Origin of the sequence: Pseudonocardia sp. TRM90224, from assembly GCF_021245725.1 — a bacterium.
GTDB lineage: Bacteria > Actinomycetota > Actinomycetes > Mycobacteriales > Pseudonocardiaceae > Pseudonocardia.
Map to the genome: position 1 here is coordinate 1 of NZ_JAJGSX010000014.1, position 16,810 is coordinate 16,810.

16 protein-coding genes are annotated in these 16,810 nt (G+C 71.0%); 6 read left to right on the plus strand and 10 right to left on the minus strand.

Going from position 1 to position 16,810, the window contains the following annotated elements; translation table 11 throughout:
• Nucleotides 1-273: 273 nt before the first annotated feature.
• The 5 genes from LL648_RS20210 to LL648_RS20230 all read right to left on the minus strand — a co-directional run bounded on the left by LL648_RS20210 (nucleotide 274) and on the right by LL648_RS20230 (nucleotide 5,125).
• On the minus strand, nucleotides 274-1,608 hold the full coding sequence (locus LL648_RS20210) for an alpha-L-fucosidase (protein ID WP_232664181.1): 1,335 nt from the start codon (nucleotides 1,606-1,608) through the stop codon (nucleotides 274-276).
• 14 nt (nucleotides 1,609-1,622) lie between these two features.
• Nucleotides 1,623-2,513: a carbohydrate ABC transporter permease gene (locus tag LL648_RS20215; protein WP_232664182.1), complete on the minus strand. Its 891-nt coding sequence runs from the start codon at nucleotides 2,511-2,513 to the stop codon at nucleotides 1,623-1,625.
• Nucleotides 2,503-3,432, minus strand: a complete 930-nt coding sequence (locus tag LL648_RS20220) for a carbohydrate ABC transporter permease (protein ID WP_232664183.1) — start codon at nucleotides 3,430-3,432, stop codon at nucleotides 2,503-2,505. The genes LL648_RS20215 and LL648_RS20220 overlap by 11 nt, the downstream gene beginning before the upstream one ends.
• A gap of 4 nt (nucleotides 3,433-3,436) precedes the next feature.
• Nucleotides 3,437-4,690: an ABC transporter substrate-binding protein gene (locus tag LL648_RS20225; RefSeq protein WP_232664184.1), complete on the minus strand. Its 1,254-nt coding sequence runs from the start codon at nucleotides 4,688-4,690 to the stop codon at nucleotides 3,437-3,439.
• Between the two features lie 114 nt (nucleotides 4,691-4,804).
• Nucleotides 4,805-5,125: a DUF2007 domain-containing protein gene (locus LL648_RS20230; protein ID WP_232664185.1), complete on the minus strand. Its 321-nt coding sequence runs from the start codon at nucleotides 5,123-5,125 to the stop codon at nucleotides 4,805-4,807.
• Nucleotides 5,126-5,258: 133 nt separating this feature from the next.
• Here LL648_RS20230 and LL648_RS20235 point away from each other — a divergent pair, with 133 nt between their 5' ends.
• Both LL648_RS20235 and LL648_RS20240 read left to right on the plus strand, forming a co-directional pair.
• Nucleotides 5,259-7,253 carry a protein meaA gene (locus tag LL648_RS20235; RefSeq protein WP_232664186.1) on the plus strand — a complete coding sequence of 665 codons (1,995 nt, stop codon included), beginning with the start codon at nucleotides 5,259-5,261 and terminating at the stop codon, nucleotides 7,251-7,253.
• A 40-nt stretch (nucleotides 7,254-7,293) separates the two neighbouring features.
• Nucleotides 7,294-7,518 carry a hypothetical protein gene (locus tag LL648_RS20240; RefSeq protein WP_232664187.1) on the plus strand — a complete coding sequence of 75 codons (225 nt, stop codon included), beginning with the start codon at nucleotides 7,294-7,296 and terminating at the stop codon, nucleotides 7,516-7,518.
• A 35-nt stretch (nucleotides 7,519-7,553) separates the two neighbouring features.
• Here LL648_RS20240 and LL648_RS20245 read toward each other — a convergent pair whose 3' ends face one another.
• From LL648_RS20245 to LL648_RS20255, 3 genes are all read right to left on the minus strand, one after another.
• Complete coding sequence (locus LL648_RS20245) at nucleotides 7,554-9,485, minus strand: serine/threonine-protein kinase (protein WP_232664188.1); 1,932 nt, start codon at nucleotides 9,483-9,485, stop codon at nucleotides 7,554-7,556.
• Nucleotides 9,486-9,628: 143 nt separating this feature from the next.
• On the minus strand, nucleotides 9,629-10,729 hold the full coding sequence (locus LL648_RS20250) for a serine/threonine-protein kinase (RefSeq protein WP_232664189.1): 1,101 nt from the start codon (nucleotides 10,727-10,729) through the stop codon (nucleotides 9,629-9,631).
• A 55-nt stretch (nucleotides 10,730-10,784) separates the two neighbouring features.
• Nucleotides 10,785-11,645: a hypothetical protein gene (locus LL648_RS20255; protein ID WP_232664190.1), complete on the minus strand. Its 861-nt coding sequence runs from the start codon at nucleotides 11,643-11,645 to the stop codon at nucleotides 10,785-10,787.
• A gap of 115 nt (nucleotides 11,646-11,760) precedes the next feature.
• On the opposite strand from LL648_RS20255, the gene ehuB (LL648_RS20260) reads away from it, so the two are divergent.
• From ehuB (LL648_RS20260) to ehuA, 4 genes are read left to right on the plus strand one after another with little or no spacing between them, the layout of a single operon-like run.
• Nucleotides 11,761-12,666: an ectoine/hydroxyectoine ABC transporter substrate-binding protein EhuB gene (ehuB, locus tag LL648_RS20260; RefSeq protein WP_232664191.1), complete on the plus strand. Its 906-nt coding sequence runs from the start codon at nucleotides 11,761-11,763 to the stop codon at nucleotides 12,664-12,666.
• A gap of 7 nt (nucleotides 12,667-12,673) precedes the next feature.
• Complete coding sequence (gene ehuC / locus LL648_RS20265) at nucleotides 12,674-13,375, plus strand: ectoine/hydroxyectoine ABC transporter permease subunit EhuC (RefSeq protein ID WP_232664192.1); 702 nt, start codon at nucleotides 12,674-12,676, stop codon at nucleotides 13,373-13,375.
• Nucleotides 13,372-14,031, plus strand: coding sequence for an ectoine/hydroxyectoine ABC transporter permease subunit EhuD (gene ehuD / locus LL648_RS20270; protein ID WP_232664193.1), 660 nt, complete (start codon nucleotides 13,372-13,374; stop codon nucleotides 14,029-14,031). Before ehuC ends, ehuD begins: the two co-directional genes overlap by 4 nt.
• Before the next feature lie 4 nt (nucleotides 14,032-14,035).
• Nucleotides 14,036-14,800 carry an ectoine/hydroxyectoine ABC transporter ATP-binding protein EhuA gene (ehuA, locus tag LL648_RS20275; RefSeq protein ID WP_232664194.1) on the plus strand — a complete coding sequence of 255 codons (765 nt, stop codon included), beginning with the start codon at nucleotides 14,036-14,038 and terminating at the stop codon, nucleotides 14,798-14,800.
• Between the two features lie 111 nt (nucleotides 14,801-14,911).
• Here ehuA and ehuB (LL648_RS20280) read toward each other — a convergent pair whose 3' ends face one another.
• Nucleotides 14,912-15,781, minus strand: a complete 870-nt coding sequence (gene ehuB, locus LL648_RS20280; RefSeq protein WP_232664195.1) for an ectoine/hydroxyectoine ABC transporter substrate-binding protein EhuB — start codon at nucleotides 15,779-15,781, stop codon at nucleotides 14,912-14,914.
• 171 nt (nucleotides 15,782-15,952) lie between these two features.
• Nucleotides 15,953-16,726, minus strand: a complete 774-nt coding sequence (locus LL648_RS20285; protein ID WP_232664196.1) for an enoyl-CoA hydratase-related protein — start codon at nucleotides 16,724-16,726, stop codon at nucleotides 15,953-15,955.
• Nucleotides 16,727-16,810 lie beyond the last annotated feature (84 nt).

Genomic DNA, 16,810 nt, shown 5'->3' on the forward strand with positions numbered 1-16,810 from the left:
CACGATGGCCGTCCCCGTCGTGATCACCACGCCAAGACCGCGAACCCCTAACTCCACCACCCCACGGGACGCGACCCTTCGGCGAGCGTCTCGCGCGTATCCGGCCGGGTTGTGTGCGTTGCGTACGCGAGGGCAGCAAAGCCACTTTCCGGCCCTCACAGGGCAGGAAAGTGGCTTTCCTGCCCCCCAGGTGCCGCCCCAGGGTGGTCGGCAACGCGTGCGGAACGCACGCATCCCCTTGCGTGGAGCCCTGCGGTGGGCGCGCTGGCCCGGCTAGCGCACTGGCATGCCCACCACCAGCGGCGGTTCGTCGCCCTCCGGGTCGCGGACCGGCAGCTCGACGCGGATCCCGCCGGTGGTCGCCTCCGCCCGCACCGGGGTGCCGTCCGGCAGCGTCGCGGCCGCGGCGTCGAGCCGGTCGGCGTTCGCCGGGAGCACCACCGAGCCGCCGGCGTCGACGATCGCCCACGCCTGCTTCTCGCCCCGCGTCCAGCGCACCCACGGCTCGTCGGACGGTCCCGCGATGTCGGCCGGCAGCGCCCGCGTGCCGTGGATCGCGGCGGAGTTGACGTCCATCCAGCCGGCCAGCGCCTCCAGCGTCGCGCGCTGGCCGTCGGGGATGGCGCCGCTCGCCGTCGGGCCGATGTTGAGCAGCAGGTTGCCGCCGCGGGAGACGATGTCGACGAGGTGGCGCACCACGCCGCGCCCGCTGAGCAGATGTCGGGCGTCCTCGATCCGGTTGTAGCCGAACGAGAGCCCGATGCCGCGGCAGTTCTCCCACGCCGGCGCCGACTCGGAGTCGAGGCGGTGCTGGTACTCGCTGGTGGCGTAGTCGCGGTGGGTGGCGCCCCAGCGGTCGTTGACCAGGCCGTCCGGCACCGTCGCGTAGTAGTGCCGGAAGAGCTCGGCCAGCCCCAGGGTTCCGTTGTGCTTGCCTGCGTCGGGCCACTCGATGTCGTTCCACAGCACGTCCGGCCGGTAGCGGTCGACCAGGTCCTTGACGTGCAGGTACGCGTACGCGGCGTAGGCGGCGTCGTTGGGACGCTGCCGGTTGGCCCGCTCGGTGATCACCGGCAGGTGGTCGGCGACCCACCAGTCCAGACCGCCCGAGTAGTACACGCCGAACCGCATCCCGGCGTCGCGGACGGCCGTGGCGATCTCGCTGACCAGGTCGCGGCGGGGGCCGCGGTGCACGGTGTTGCGGGTGCCGGTGCCGGGCGCGTCCCAGAGCGCGATGCCGTCGTGGTGCTTCGTCGTAGGCACGACGTACCGGGCGCCGGTGCGCGCGAACAGCTCGCACCACGCGGCCGGGTCGAACTCGTCGACTGTCCACGCGTCGAGGAAGTTGTCGTACGGCGCGTCGCCGTACACCTCGCGGTGGTGCTCGCGGGCCGGGTTGTCGTCGAAGCGGATCGAGTTCCAGTACCACTCGGCGTAGGAGTTGTGCCGGAACCACGTCTGCGGGTCGATCGTGCCCAGCTCACCCTTGGGCTCCGCCCACGCCGGCACGGAGTAGGCGCCCCAGTGGATGAAGATGCCGAGCTTCGCGTCGGGGAACCAGCCCGGTGTCGGGCGGGCCAGCGCTCCCCAGTCGACCTGCTCGTCCATGCATGTCCCTTCGGTCAGCGGCCGCCGATGCCGGAGATGGCGATGCCGCGGATGAGGTGCTTCTGCAGCAGCACGACCATGAGCACCGTCGGTGCCATGGCGATGGCGCAACCGGCCATCAGCAGGTGCCACTCGTTGCCGTTCTGGCTGAGGAAGTAGCTCAGGCCCAACGGGATGGTGGCCTTCTCCTGCGAGTTGATGATGATCAGCGGCCAGAGGTAGCTGTTCCAGTAGTTGATGAAGGTGAACACCGCGAGCACGGCGATGGCCGGGCGCGCGATCGGCACGATCACCTGCACGAGGATCCGCAGCTTGCTGGCCCCGTCGATCACGGCGGCCTCCTCCAGCTCCTGCGGGATCGAGAGGAAGAACTGCCGGAGCAGGAACGTCCCGAACGCCGAGAACGCCCACGGGAAGATCAGCGCGGCGTACGAGTTCACCCAGCCCAGCTGCTGCATGAGGATGAACAGCGGCACGACGGTGACCTCGTGCGGCACCATCAGCGTCGCCAGGTAGACCATGAAGATCGCGCCGCGGCCGCGGAATCGCAGTCGGGAGAAGGCGTACGCGGCGAGCACGGACGTCACGCAGACCACGATCGTCCCGGAGATCGAGACGAACAGGCCGTTGAGCATGAACCGGCCGAACGGCAGGTACGCCAGCGCCTCCCCGTAGTTGCCCAGCCGCACCTCTGAGCCGAGCAGTCCGCTGCTGAACACCTCGTCGCCCGGCTTCACCGAGTTCGAGAGCATCCAGATGAAGGGCAGCAGGAACAGCAGCAGCACGAGCGTCAGCAGGACCTGCGAGAAGATCCCGCGCGGGCCGAGGCGCTGTGCGGTGGGCCGCAGCGGCGGCTCGTCCGGCTTCGCCGGCACGGTCGAGCGGGTGGCGAGGTCAGCCGTCATAGTGCACCCATCGCTTCTGCCCGACGAACTGCAGCGCCGTGACCAGCATGATGATCAGGAACAGGTACCAGGCGATGGCAGAGGCCGTGCCCAGCTCGTACTGGATGAAACCCTCGCGGTAGAGGTGCATGACGACGGTCTCGGTGGCGATGCCCGGCCCGCCGTCGGTCATGATCTGCGGCTGCGCGAAGACCTGGAAAGACGTGATCAGAGTCATGATCATCGCGAAGAACATCGACGGCGAGAGCATCGGCAGCGTGACGCTCCAGAGCCGGCGGAACGGGCCGACGCCGTCGATCGAGGCGGCCTCCTGGATCTGGTTCGGGATGGCGTCGAGGCCCGCTGAGAAGACGAGCATGTTGTAGCCGAAGCCCTGCCACACCGACATCAGCACGACCGCGGCCATCGCCCAGCTCGGGTCGCCGAGGAAGTTGGGCGCCGGGCTGCCGAAGACCGTCTCCCAGGTCTGCGAGATCAGCCCGTTCGGCTGGTAGAGCAGCCGCCAGACCAGCGCGTTCGCCACCATCGGGGTGACCGTCGGGATGAAGAACAGCAACCGGTACAGCCCGCGCCAGCGGATCTTCGAGTTGATCCACAGCGCCAGCCCGAGCGAGACCGCCAGGTTCAGCGGCACGTACGCCAGCACGAAGACCAGCGTGTTGAGCATGACCCGGTGGAACGTCGGGTCGGTGATCAGGTCGGTGAAGTTCTCGAACCCGGCGAACTTGCGGCGGCCGAGCACGGGCCAGGCGAAGAAGCTGATCACCAGCGACCCGATGACCGGGATCAGCGTGAACGCCAGGAACCCCGCGCCGCTCGGGGCCAGGAAGCCTGCGGCGGCCTTGCCGTCGCCGCGGCGGTGCCCGGACCCGCGTGCGGCCCGGACCGCGCCCGGTGGTGCTGCGAGAGGGACGGCCATCCGCTCAGCCGGCCTGCTGCTGGACGAGGTCGAGGAACTCCGGCACCGGGGTCTGCCCGTTCACCGCCGCTACCCCGTGCTGCCGGAACAGCTGCGCGACCTGCGTGTACTTGGCGGTGGTCGGGGAGAAGACGCCGTTCTTGATCGCCTCCTGGAGGCCGTCACGCGCGCCGGCCAGCTCCGGTCGGAACCACTTCTCCTGCTGCGCGGTGCGTGCCGGGTAGGCGCGGCCCTGCTCGGCGAGGTACTGCAACGCCTCCGGGCCGGTGATCACCGAGATCGCCTTGAGCGCGGCCTCCGGTTGGTCGCAGTAGGTCGAGACGCCGAACCCTGAGCCCGCGACCTGGCTGTGCGAGCCGGACGCGCCGGCTGGCATCGGTGCGACGCCGACCGTGAACTTGGTCTTCTTGGCCGTGTTGATCAGCTGCCAGGGGCCGTCGACGGTCATCGCCGACTCCCCGGAGATGAACTTGTCGAGTGCTGGGGTGCCCTCGCTCGTCGCCTGGACGGGCGCGGCGACCTTCTCCTTCGAGACGAGGTCGACGTACCACTGGGTGGCCTGCTCGAAGCCGGGCTGGGTGAGGTTCAGCTTGCCGTCGACCACCGGGTGCGTGCCCGAGGCCGAGAGCGACCACGGGGTGACGTTGTCGATGCTCGGGTAGAGCGAGAACCCGTACTTGCCGTCCTTCGTGAGCGTCCTGGCGGCGGTCATGAAGTCGTCGGTGGTCCAGCCGATCTTCGGCGCCGGGAGGCCGGCGGCCTGGAAGGCCTCGACGTTGTAGTACATGACCAGCGGTCCGAAGTCGTACGGCACACCCAGCTGCTCGCCGTCGACCTGCAGGCCTTTGACGATCGACGGGTCGAAGTCGGCCAGGTTGATGCCGGCGGCCTGCAGCTTCTCCTGGTCGAGCGGCACCAGCAACGAGGAGATCGTGGGCGCGCGCAGCGACTGGACGCCGAGGATGCACGCCGTCTCGCCGCCGCTGGCCTGCGCGACGAGCTTCGTCCAGTAGTCGTTGAAGCCGGTCGTCTGGAACTCGATCGTGATGTCGGGGTACTTCGCGGTGACCATGTCCGCGAGGTGCGTCCAGTTCTCGGTCTCGGCGGTCGAGCCGCTCCACATGTTCCAGACGAGCTTGGTCGGCCCGCCGGCCGCTCCGCTGGTCTCGCCGCCGCCACAACCGGCGAGCGCGAGACCTAGCGCGCAGGCCGCCGCGATCCCGGCGAACGCCCGCCGCCGGCTGTTCGTCGTGCCCATTGGGACTCCCTCAACACTGAGTGACCGCGCAACAGATCCGATGTCTCGGACCAAGATGGTGTACGCAGCGTCACACGTCAAGGCGAGAGGCCCACCTCTTTCGGCTCAGAGGTCCTATGTTTCTGGGCGGCGCAGGACGTCCCGCGCGGCTGCGGCGTCGCGTGGGAAGACGAGGAGTCGGAACGCCCCGGCCTCGGCCTTGCCGATGGTCGCGCGGATCCCGGCGGCGCGCAGGCGGGAGCGCAGGACACCCGCCGCGCTCTCGTCGCCCGTGCGGGTGACCTCCTGCAGCAGGCCGTCGCCGGTGGGGTCGTCGGGGTCGGGCAGGTGCGGTGCGACCTGGTCGCGCCCGGTGCCGAACGTCCAGCGCAGCAGCAGGAACAGCACGCCGGCCATGACCAGCGCACCGAGCACGACGACGAACGAGGGCGCCACGGCGCCATTGTGCGACATCGGGTGACCACGCGGCCCGCTGGATCGATCCGGCGGTGTGACGGCGATCCTTCGAGCAGGTGGCTGCGGGTTACGCGCCAGTAGGATCGGGCGACCACGATGGCGGAGGTGTCCGGTGCCGTACCCGACCGACCACGAGCGCGACCGACCCTGGGTGATCCGCACCTACGCCGGTCACTCGTCGGCGTCGACGTCGAACGCGCTCTACCGGCGCAACCTCGCGAAGGGCCAGACCGGGCTCTCCGTGGCGTTCGACCTGCCGACCCAGACCGGCTACGACCCCGACGACGAGCTCGCCAAGGGTGAGGTCGGCAAGGTCGGGGTGCCGGTGAGCCACATCGGCGACATGCGCACGCTCTTCGACGGCATCCCGCTCGCCGAGGCCAACACCTCGATGACGATCAACGCGCCCGCGATGTGGCTGCTCGCGCTGTACGTCGCGGTCGCCGACGAGCACGGCGCGCCCCGCGCGACGCTGGCCGGGACCACGCAGAACGACATCGTGAAGGAGTACCTCTCCCGCGGCACCTACGTCTTCCCACCGGCGCCGAGCATGCGGTTGATCACCGACATGGTGGCCTGGTCGGTCGGCGAGATCCCCAAGTGGAACCCGATCAACATCTGCAGCTACCACCTGCAGGAGGCGGGGGCGACGCCCGCGCAGGAGCTCGCGTACGCGCTCTCGACCGCCGTCGCGGTGCTCGACTCCGTCCGCGACTCCGGCCAGGTGCCGCCCGAGCGGTTCCCCGACGTCGTCGCCCGCATCTCGTTCTTCGTGAACGCCGGGCTGCGGTTCGTCGAGGAGATGTGCAAGATGCGCGCGCTCGCGCGGCTGTGGGACGAGATCACCCGCGACCGGTACGGCGTGGAGGACCCGAAGAAGCGGCGGCTGCGCTACGGCGTGCAGGTCAACTCGCTCGGCCTGACCGAGGCGCAGCCCGAGAACAACGTCCAGCGGATCGTGCTGGAGATGCTCGCCGTGACGCTCAGCCGCGACGCGCGGGCCCGCGCGGTGCAGCTGCCCGCGTGGAACGAGGCGCTCGGCCTGCCGCGGCCGTGGGACCAGCAGTGGGCGTTGCGGATGCAGCAGGTGCTCGCCTTCGAGACCGACCTGCTGGAGTACGAGGACCTCTTCGACGGGAGCCGGGTCGTCGAGGCCAAGGTGGCCGAGCTGGTCGAGGGCGCCCGCGCGGAGATCGACCGCGTGCAGGAGATGGGCGGCGCGGTCGCCGCGGTCGAGACCGGATACATGAAGGGCCAGCTGGTGGCGTCGCTGTCGGAGCGGCGGCGGCGGATGGAGTCGGGTGAGCACGTCGTCGTCGGCGTGAACCGGTTCGACACGACCGAACCCAGCCCGCTGCAGGCGGAAGGTGCCGCCGCGATCGAGACCGTCGACCCCGCGACGGAGGCCGCCGCGATCGAGTCGATCACGAAGTGGCGGGCGGACCGCGACGCCGCCGCGGTCGAGAAGGCGCTCGCCGGGCTGCGCGACGCGGCCAAGACCGACACCAACCTGATGGACGCCTCCATCGCGTGCGCGAAGGTCGGCGTCACGACGGGGGAGTGGGCCGGCGTGCTGCGCGGGGTGTTCGGCGAGTTCCGCGCGCCCACCGGGGTTTCGGCGGCGGTCACGGGCGCCGACGTCGCCGGCGAGATCGGTGCCGTGCGCGAGCGCGTCAAGGCGACGGGCGACGAGCTGGGCACCCGGCTGCGGATGCTGGTCGGGAAGCCCGGGCTCGACGGGCACTCCAACGGCGCCGAGCAGGTCGCCGTCCGCGCGCGTGACGTCGGGTTCGAGGTGGTCTACCAGGGCATCCGGCTCACGCCCTCGCAGATCGTGGCCGCGGCCGTCCAGGAGGGCGTGCACGTCGTCGGGCTCTCGGTGCTCTCCGGCTCCCACCTGGAGGTGGTGCCGGCGGTCGTCGAGGGGCTGCGTGCCGCGGGCGCCGACGACGTGCCGGTGATCGTCGGCGGCATCATCCCGCCCGAGGACGCCGCGGTGCTGCGCGAGCGTGGGGTTGCGGCCGTCTTCACGCCCAAGGACTACAAGCTCACGGAGATGATGGACGAGATCGTGACGATCATCCGCGGGGTGCACGAGCTGAGGTAAAGGGGTGGTGCCTCCTCGGGGATGCGATATCACTTCACACGTGAACGCGGCCCGGATCACTGTGACCATGGATGCCGACCTCGGGGCGGCGGTCCGGGCGGCCGCAGCACGGGCCAAGACGAGCGTGTCCGGCTGGCTTGCGGAAGCGGCAGCCGATCATCTGCGCAACGAGCTGCTCGGCCCGGCGCTCGATGCATGCGAGCAGGAGTACGGCGCGTTCACCGAGGCAGAACTCAACGCGGCGGCTGCTCTACTTCAGCGCTGACGGGCCGCGTCACGGCTCACGTCCGCGCGGACGGCTCAGCTCGCCGGTGGCAGCCGGGAGACGACGGCCTTCGCCACCTCGGTGACGTAGCCGCACAGCTCCGCCTCCGGCTGCGAGCCGTAGGCGAGCACCCCGACGACCTCGGCGCGAGCCTCGCCCGCGACGTTGTAGGAGCGCTGCGGGATGTTGGCGAAGCAGTCGCTGTTGGGCGTGTACAGCACCCGGCCCGCCCGCCCGCGGAGGTCGACCGCCTTGCCGTCGCTGTCGCTGAGCGGAGCGCGGCGGTAGTAGTCGATCCGGAGCGTGATCGGGTTGCCGGAGGTGGTGTACCAGGTGCAGGTCCAGCCGCCGAAGCCGGAGAGCGCGGACGTGTCGAGGTTGGGCACGACGGCCAGCTCGGCCGGGCTGACCAGCGTGCAAGCCGCGAGGTCCGCGATGGTGCTCGTCTCCGCGATCGGCGACCTCGTGCCGAGGCCCTTCGTGGTCAGCGTGCGGACGGCCGATTCGGCCGCGGTTTGCGCGATCGAGCACAGCGTGCTGCTCTCGACGCCGCCGCTCGACACGGCGTAGAGACGAGCCGAGTTGCGGTCGGGCAGGACGATCCGGCGCTCGCAGCGCGCCGCCTCCGGCGGGTAGGCCGCGACGAGCAGGCCGTTGATCCGCGACTCGACCCCGCCCACCGGGTCGGGCAGCTGTGCGGGGTTCTCCATGTCGGCGAAGAGCGTCGCGTACTTGCCTGCCGGCAGCGTGATGCCCGCGGCGCAGCCGGAGAAGACCGCGTTGTCGGCGTCGACGAGCGCGGTGCCGAGCGCGGCGAGGGCGTTGACGTCGATGAGCGAGCAGGGGTCGACCGTGCGTGGATCGGTGACCGCCGGGACGACCGGCGCGGCCGCCGTGGTCGTCGGGGCCGCCGTGGTCGTAGGACCGTTGGCCACGGTGGTGGACGCGCCGCGCACCACGATGATCCCCGCGACGACGAGCGCGGCGACGACGAGCGTCACCAGCGCCGCGAGCAGCAGGCGGAACCGCCCGGCCGACGGAGCCGGTGGCTGCGCGGCGTACCGGAGTGGTGGCGCAGTGGCGATGGTCGGCTCGGCGCGTCCGATGTTGGGCGTGCGCTGGTTCATGGTGACGAGCGACTGGAGGTTCTGCTGGACCAGCTCCGCGCTCGGCCGGGTATCCGGGTTGTCCGCGGTGAGCCGCAGCACAGTCTCCGTGAGCGGGCCGGCCTGCCGTGGTGGCGGCGGGTTGCCGCGGGAGATCCGCGCGAGCATGGCGAACAGGTTGTCGCTGATCGAGCCGAAGGGCGGGTTCCCCTCGACGGCCGCGTACAGCGTGGCGCCGAGTGAGTAGAGGTCGGTCTGCGGCCCGGTGCCCTCGCCGCGGGCGGTCTCCGGTGCGAAGTAGGCGGGCGTGCCGCTCAGCGCGTTCGTCGCGGTGATCGCCTGCGCCGTCGCGGCGTGCGAGATGCCGAAGTCGGTGAGCTTGACGACGCTGCCGCGGCCCAGCACCGGCTGGTCGGGGACCGCAAAACCGCTGGTCGCGACCAGGATGTTGTCGGGCTTGACGTCGCGGTGCACGATCCCGGCGCCGTGCGCGGCCGCCAGCGCCGCCGCGACCTGCGCGCCGATGACGGCGACCTCGGCCGGCGGGAGCGCCGTCCGCTCGCGCAGGATGCTGCCGAGGCTGCGCGAGGGCAGGTACTCCATGATCAGCCACGGCTCGCCGTCCTCGACGATGACATCGAAGATCGTGACGATGTTCGGGTGGTGCAGCGCGGCGGCGATGCGCGCCTCGCGCATCGTGCGCTCCCTGGCGATCGCGGCATCGGCGGCGTTCTCGCCCATGACCTTGAGCCGTTTGACGGCCACCTCGCGACCGAGCAGCTCGTCGGTGGCGCGCCAGACCGTGCCCATGCCGCCTTCGCCGAGCTTCTCGTGCATGCGGTAGCGGCCGGCTACGCGCATGCCGCCACCGTCTTGCATGTCGAGTGCCCCCTCCGCGATCGCACGCTGAGAATAGTCCGACGGAAGCTACCCCGATCTTCCCCACCGTTTTGCCGATTTGCACACCGTTGCGGGTCTGCAACTTGGCAAAACGGTGGGGAACTTCAGGGGCCCGTGACCGTGGTCGGGGTCGCCGGGGCGAGCCCGGGGTTGGGCTGCGGCGACGACGTGAAGGTCAGCACCGCGCTGACGATGACGATGACGACGAAAAGGGCCAGCCCGACCAGGCCCGGCCAGCGCCGCGACCGCTGCCGTGGCGCCGGCATACCGACCAACGTGCCCGTCGGCCGATTGCCGGCGGGGGCTCCGGCGGGGGTTCCGGCCGGGGCTCCGGTGAATCCGGTGCCACCGATCGGTCCGACCGCGCCGTCGGCGATGTCGTCGAGCTCGGCGCCGACCTCGAGCGCGCTCGGCCGCTCAGCCGGGTCGTCGGCGATGAGCCTGGTCAGCAGCTCGGTGAGCGGGCCGGCGCCGGCCGGCGCCGTCGCCCCGCCGTGCGAGATCCGGACGATCAGCGCGAGCACGTTGTCGGCGGGACCTCGGCCGAACGGCGGCGCGCCTTCGACGGCGGCGTACAGGGTCGCGCCGAGCGAGTACATGTCGGTGGCGGGCCCGGTGCCCTCGCCGCGGGCGGTCTCCGGGGCGAAGTAGGCGGGGGTGCCGGAGAGCGCGCCCGTCGCCGTGATCGTCTGGACGGTCGTGGCGTGGGAGATCCCGAAGTCGGTGAGCTTCACGACCGACCGTGCGCCGATCGGCTGCCCCTCCGCGGTCGCGACGAGGATGTTCTCCGGCTTCACGTCGCGGTGCACGATCCCGGCCGCGTGCGCCGCGCCCAGCGCGGCGGCGACCGCGGCACCGATGACGGCGGCCTCCCTCGGGTCGAGCGGGCCGCGGTCGCGGATGATCATGCCGAGGCTGCGCGACCGCAGGTACTCCAGCACGAGCCACGGGTCGCCGTGGTCGGCGACGACGTCGAACACCGTGATGGCGTTGGGGTGGTTCAGCGCCGCGGCGATCCGCGCCTCGCGCATCGTCCGCTCGCGGGCGAGGTCGGCGTCCTCGTCGGGCAGGTGCGCGACGTGCACCTGCTTCAGCGCGACGATCCGGCCCAGCGCCGTGTCGGTGGCCCGCCAGACCGATCCCATCCCACCGCGGCCGATGAGCTCGTCGAGCCGGTAGCGGCCGGCCACGACCGTCCCGAGCATCGTCGAGCTCCTCCTCTCCTCCACCGGCGCCCCCGGATCGATCCGGGTCGCGCGGTCACCCGGGCTGCTGTTCACCGCGGCGGCGCAGCATGCGGAAGCCGGGAATGCCCTGGATCGCCATCCGCACGTCCTTCAGCACGCCCAGCAGCTCGTGCACGTCGGGCCCGACCCGGTCGAGCGTGGCCAGGATGGGCATGATGTCGGACTCGACGTGCTCGGTGAGCTGCGGCAGCTGGTCGACGAGCCGGATCGCGGCGAGCAGCTCCTCCTCGGAGAACTCCTCGACGAATCGGCGGGCCAGCGGCGCGCCGCGCTCGACGATCGGCTGGTAGAGCGCGAGCAGCTCGACGGCGTCGGCGGCCGCCCCGGAGGCGTTCTCGACCGCGCCGTGCGCCCGGTCGGCCACCGCGGAGGCCTTCTGGATGACGCCCTCGGCGCCTGCGGTGACCCCGCCGACCGTGGCGATGATGGCCTCCGCCTCCGCCGTCACGGTGCCCGCGCCGGTGACGATCTCCGCGGCCGAGCCGGCGACGGCGTCGGCCTTGGTGATCACGGCCGCGGCGTCGCCGGTGATCGTGCCGACCTCGGTGAGCAGCGGGTCGATCCGCTTGACCAGCGCACCTGCCTCGGTGAGCACGGTGTCGGCCCCGGTGACGGCCGTCCGCGCCTCACCGAGCACCCCGTCGATCGAGCCGACCATCCCCTCGGCCCTGGCGACGATCGACTCCGCGGCATCGGCGATGCCGTTGATCCGTGCGACGAGGTCCTCGGCCTCGGAGAGCAGCCCGGTGATCCGCTGCGGGAGCGCCGCCACCAGCTCGACCGCATCGTCCGTCCAGCCCATCACGGCCCGCGCCCCCGCGATCATGTCGGAGGGCCCGACCCAGACGGGGAGTCCGCCGATTCGCAACACCATGCCATCGATACTGGACCATCGCGCTGCGGGCCGCCCGTTGCCCTGGTGATGTTGCTCCGTCATGCCCCTGTGTCCGGATTCCCCTAGTGTCGCGCGGGCGACGGAAGGGGACATCATGACGCAGACCTGGAACAGGCGCGATTTCCTGCGACGATCGGCATTCGTCGGTGCGGCTGCCCTGGCCGCCCCGACCGTTCTGTCGGCCTGTACGAGCACCAGCACCAGCACTGGTAGCGGCGGAATTCTCGAGAATGCGCGCAGTGCGGGCACGATCAAGGTCGGGATCGCGAACGAAGCCCCGTACGGCTTCACCGATCCGACAGGCAAGGTCACCGGCGAATCGGTCGAGGTCGCTCGCGCGGTGCTGAAAGCGCTCGGGATCAACGACGCGCAGGCGACCGTCGTCGAGTTCGGTTCGCTCATCCCCGCGTTGAACGCACGGCAGTTCGACATGGTGACCGCCGGCATGTTCATCAACCCGGAACGGTGTGCGAACGCCGTCTTCTCGGACCCGGACTACACCGCGCCGACGGCTTTCCTCGTGCCGACCGGCAACCCGAACGCGGTGCGCACCTTCGACGACGTCAAGGCGAAGAACCTGCGGCTCGCCGTGCTCAGCGGTGCGGTCGAGCAGGGCTACGCGCAGAAGAGCGGTGTCCCCGACGCCCAGATCCAGGTCTTCGACACGCAGAACACGCTCTTGCAGGCGATCACGGCGGGCCGGGCGGACGCCGCGGCGCTCACCAACATCTCGCTCAACGACGTCGTGAAGAAGAACGCCGGTGCAGCGGTCGAGGTCACCGAGGGGTTCTTCCCCGTCGTCGACGGCAAGGAGACGGTCTCGGCCGGCGCGTTCGTCTTCCGGAAGGGCGACGAGGCGATGGTGACCGCGTTCAACGCCGAGCTGAAGAAGCTGCACGAGAGCGGCCAGTGGCTGACGATCGCCGAGCCGTTCGGGTTCAGCAAGGACAACGTGCCCGCGGCCGACGTCACGACGCAGCGCCTCTGCTCGGGCGGCTGAGCCGCTGATGGAGAACCTGCCGCGCATCGTCGCGGTGCTGCTCGACGGCGTGCCCGCGACCGTCATCGCGACGCTCGGCGGCATCGTGCTGACCATCGTGCTGTCGTTCGTCGCGGGGCTGGCGCTGCTCTCGCCGCAACGGTGGCTGCGGGCGGTCAGCCGCGTGTACGTCGAGCTGTTCCGCGGGACGTCCGAGGTCGTCCAGCTGTTCTGGATCTTCTTCGTGCTGCCGGTGCTCGTCGGGTTCCAGCTGGTCCCGCTGTTCGCGGGGATCGTCGTGCTGGGGCTGAACCACGGCGCGTACGGCGCGGAGATCGTCCGGGGCGCCGTGCAGTCGGTGCCGCGCGCGCAGGTCGAGGCCGCGACGGCGCTGAGCTTCTCCCCGGCGCAGCGGATGCGCAGGGTGGTGCTGCCGCAGGCGGTGGTGGAGATGCTGCCGCCGTTCAACAACCTGTTCATCCAGCTGCTGAAGTCCTCGGCGATCCTGTCGTTCATCGTCGTCTCCGAGGTGACCGAGCGCGGCGTGCAGGTGCTCGTACCCAACTTCGGCAGCGACATCGTGCTGATCTTCACGTTGATGCTGGTGATCTATCTGCTGCTGGCGCTGGTGATCACGGCGGTGATGCGGACGCTCGAGCGGGTGGCCGCGGGCCGGCTCGGCCGTCGCGGTGCCTCCCGGCAGGCGCGGGCGGAGGTGGCGGTCGGATGACGCCGCTCTGGGACTGGGGCTACGCCTTCTCGATCCTCCCGCGCTTGCTCGAAGCGCTGCTCGTGACGATCCAGATCACCGTGCTCGGGTCGCTCGTCGCACTCGTGCTGGGGCTGGTCATCGCGGTGGTGCGGCGGGCCCGGATCCCCGTCGTCGACCAGCTCGTCTGGGCGTTCGTCGAGTTCGTCCGCTCCACACCGCTGCTGGTGCAGGTGTTCTTCCTGTACTACGTCCTGCCGCACGTCGGGATCGTGCTGAGCGCGTTCGCCGTCGGCGTGATCGGGCTCGGCGTGCACTACGCGACCTACACCTCGGAGGTGTACCGCGCCGGCATCGACGCCGTGCCCGTCGGGCAGTGGGAGGCCGCCGCCGCGCTGAGCCTGCCGCGCAGCCGGGTCTGGACCGGCGTGATCCTGCCGCAGGCCGTCCCGCGTGTGCTCCCGGCGCTGGGCAACTACGTGATCTCCATGTTCAAGGAGGTCCCGCTGCTGCTCGCGGTCAGCGTCGTCGAGGTCGTCAACACGGCCAAGGAGATCTCGTCGGAGACCTTCCGACCCACCGAGCCCTACACGATCGCCGGGCTGCTCTTCCTGCTGCTGAGCTACCCCGCATCGATACTGGTCCGACGACTGGAGCGCCGCAGTGTCGCCGTCTGAACCCATGATCGTCTTCGATGGCGTCGAGAAGCGCTTCGGCGACCGGACCGTCTTGTCGGACCTCAACTTCTCGGTGCAGCCGGGCGAGCACGTCACGCTGATCGGGCCGTCCGGCTCGGGCAAGACGACGATCCTGCGGCTGCTGATGTGCCTGGAGTCGATCGACGCCGGCACGATCTCCGTCGGCGGCTCCTACCTCTCGCACATGGAGAAGGGCGGCAAGCTCGTGCCCGCCGACGAGCGGCACAGCCGGCAGGTGCGCAAGCGCATCGGGATGGTGTTCCAGCAGTTCAACCTCTTCCCGAACATGACGGTGCGCGGGAACCTGACCGAGGCACCGACCCGCGTGCTCGGCCTCTCCCGCGACGAGGCGACGGCGCGCGCGAAGGAGCTGCTCGACCTCGTCGGGCTCGCGGACAAGCTGGATGAGCACCCGTCGCGGCTGTCCGGGGGCCAGCAGCAGCGGGTGGCGATCGCACGGGCGCTGGCCATGCGGCCCTCGGTGCTGCTGCTCGACGAGGTGACCTCCGCGCTCGACCCCGAGCTCGTCGCCGGCGTGCTGGCGCTGCTGCGCGACATCGGTCGCAGCACCGACATCACGATCCTGTGCGTGACGCACGAGATGGGGTTCGCCCGCGACTTCTCCGACCGCGTGATGATGTTCGACGGCGGCCGCGTGATCGAGCAAGCGCCGCCGGCGGAGCTGTTCACCGAACCCCGCGAGCCGCGGACGCGCGAGTTCCTCAGCGCCCTGCTCAGCAGGGGATAGGTGGTCGACGTCGGCTCCGCCGGGAGGGCAGGAAAGCCACTTTCCTGCCCTGTGAGGGCCGGAAAGTGGCTTTCCTGCCCTCGTGTACGCAGCGCGCCCGGCGCGCTGCAGCTAGTCCCGCCCGCAGAGGTGCTCGGTGGTGAGGTCGGGCGGCGGCAGGTTCTCCTGCGTGAAGCCGAACGGCGCGGTGATGCGCAGCCACTCGCCGGACGCCTGCAGCGCCCCCAGCGCCGTATCGAGCTCCGCGCGCAGGTCGGCGTCCTGCGCGCGCATCGCGAACGCGCCGGCGGGGACGATCCGGGTCGCGTCGATGATCGGGACGGTCGGCGCGGTCACCGCCAGATCGGAGTCGGGGTTGCGGCGCAGCTCGTCGGCCAGCGAGATCGCGGTGAGGGCCGCGGCCGTCACGCTGCGGTCGGCGACCGCGCGCACCAGCTCGCCCTGCCCGCTCAGCTCGACGAGCCGGTCGGGTCGCACGCCGGAACCGAGCGCGTAGTCGCGTTCGGCCGAGCCCGCGAGCACGCCCAGCTTGGCTCGGGAACGCGCGACGTCGCTGAAGGTCGTGATCCCGCTCGGGTTGCCCTTGCGCACGAGGAACGCCGGCGCGGCCAGGAAGTCGGGGCGTGAGAACGCGATCTCCCCGCATCGCCGCGGTGTCACCGTCATCCCTGCTGTGATCAGGTCGAACTGGCCGCCGAGCAGGCCGGGGATCAGCCGGTCGAACGTGACCTGCACGGCCTCGATGCCGCCGACCCCCATCGTCGCGAGCGCGGCCCGCGCGACCTCGGGCTGCGCGCCGGTCACCCGCCCGTCCGAATCGGTGTAGCCGTACGGGCGCTCGCCCGCGATGCCGACCCGCAGCACCCCGTCGTAGCGGGCCTTCTCCAGAGTCGTCCCGCCGCGGCCGGGCGAGCACGCCGTGGCGGCCGCGGCCGCCACGGCGCCGCCGGCGAGCGTGAGGAGGCGGCGGCGGGTGAGCATGGCGCGCGAGACTAGCGCGACCGGCGCCGATCCGCCGAGCGGGCAGCAGCCGCAAAGAGGATGTGTGCGTTCCGCACGCGTGGGCAGGAAAGCCACTTTCCTGCCCTCACAGGGCCTGAAAGTGGCTTTCCTGCCCACCCCGGCCCCCGACCCGGCGGGGCGAGCAGCGCCTTAGTCGGGCCACACCGGCTTCCGCTTCTCCAAGAACGAGGCCATGCCTTCCTTCGCCCCCGCGCTCTGCGACAGCGACGCCATCACCTCCACTGCGATCGCGTACGCGTCGGCTTCCGGGCGGTCGAGCTGGGCGTAGAGGGTCTGCTTGCCGACGCCCTTGCCGAACCGGCTGCCGCGGGTGGCGCGCGCGAGCAGCTCGTCGGTGCGCTCGTCGAGCTCGGCGTCCGGGACGGCATAGTTGATCAAACCCCACTCGGCGGCCGTCGCCGCGTCGATCGGGTCGCCGGTGAGCGCGAGCTCCATCAGCCGCTTGCGCCCGACGTTGCGGGCCACCGGCACCGCGGGCGTGTGGCAGAACCAGCCGCCCTTCCCGCCCGGCAGCGCGAACGTCGCCGACTCGGCCGCGACGGCCAGGTCGCACGACGCCACGAGCTGGCACCCCGCGGCCGTCGCGACGGCCTGCACCCTCGCGATGACGACCTGCGGGATCTCCTGAACGGTCCGCATGACCTTCGTGCACAGCTGCAGCAGGTCGCGGACGCCGGCGAGGTCGCGGGCGGCGACGTCGGCGAAGTCGTGACCGGCGGAGAACGCCTTGCCCTCGGCGGCGAGCACAACACCGGTCGCATCGCTGCGACCGGCGGTCTCCAACGCGTCCAGCAGCTCGCGCAGGTGCGCTTCGGACAGCGCGTTGCGCCGCTCCGGCCGGTTCATGGTGATCCGGACGGTGTCGCCGTCCTGCTTGACCAGGATGTGCTCGTAATCGGCCATACCCGACGGTACTTCGCTGAATGCCGCCCCGGGACCCCTCCCGCCCACACATGGTTGTCTGTGCGCGGGTCGGGGGGCGCGCGA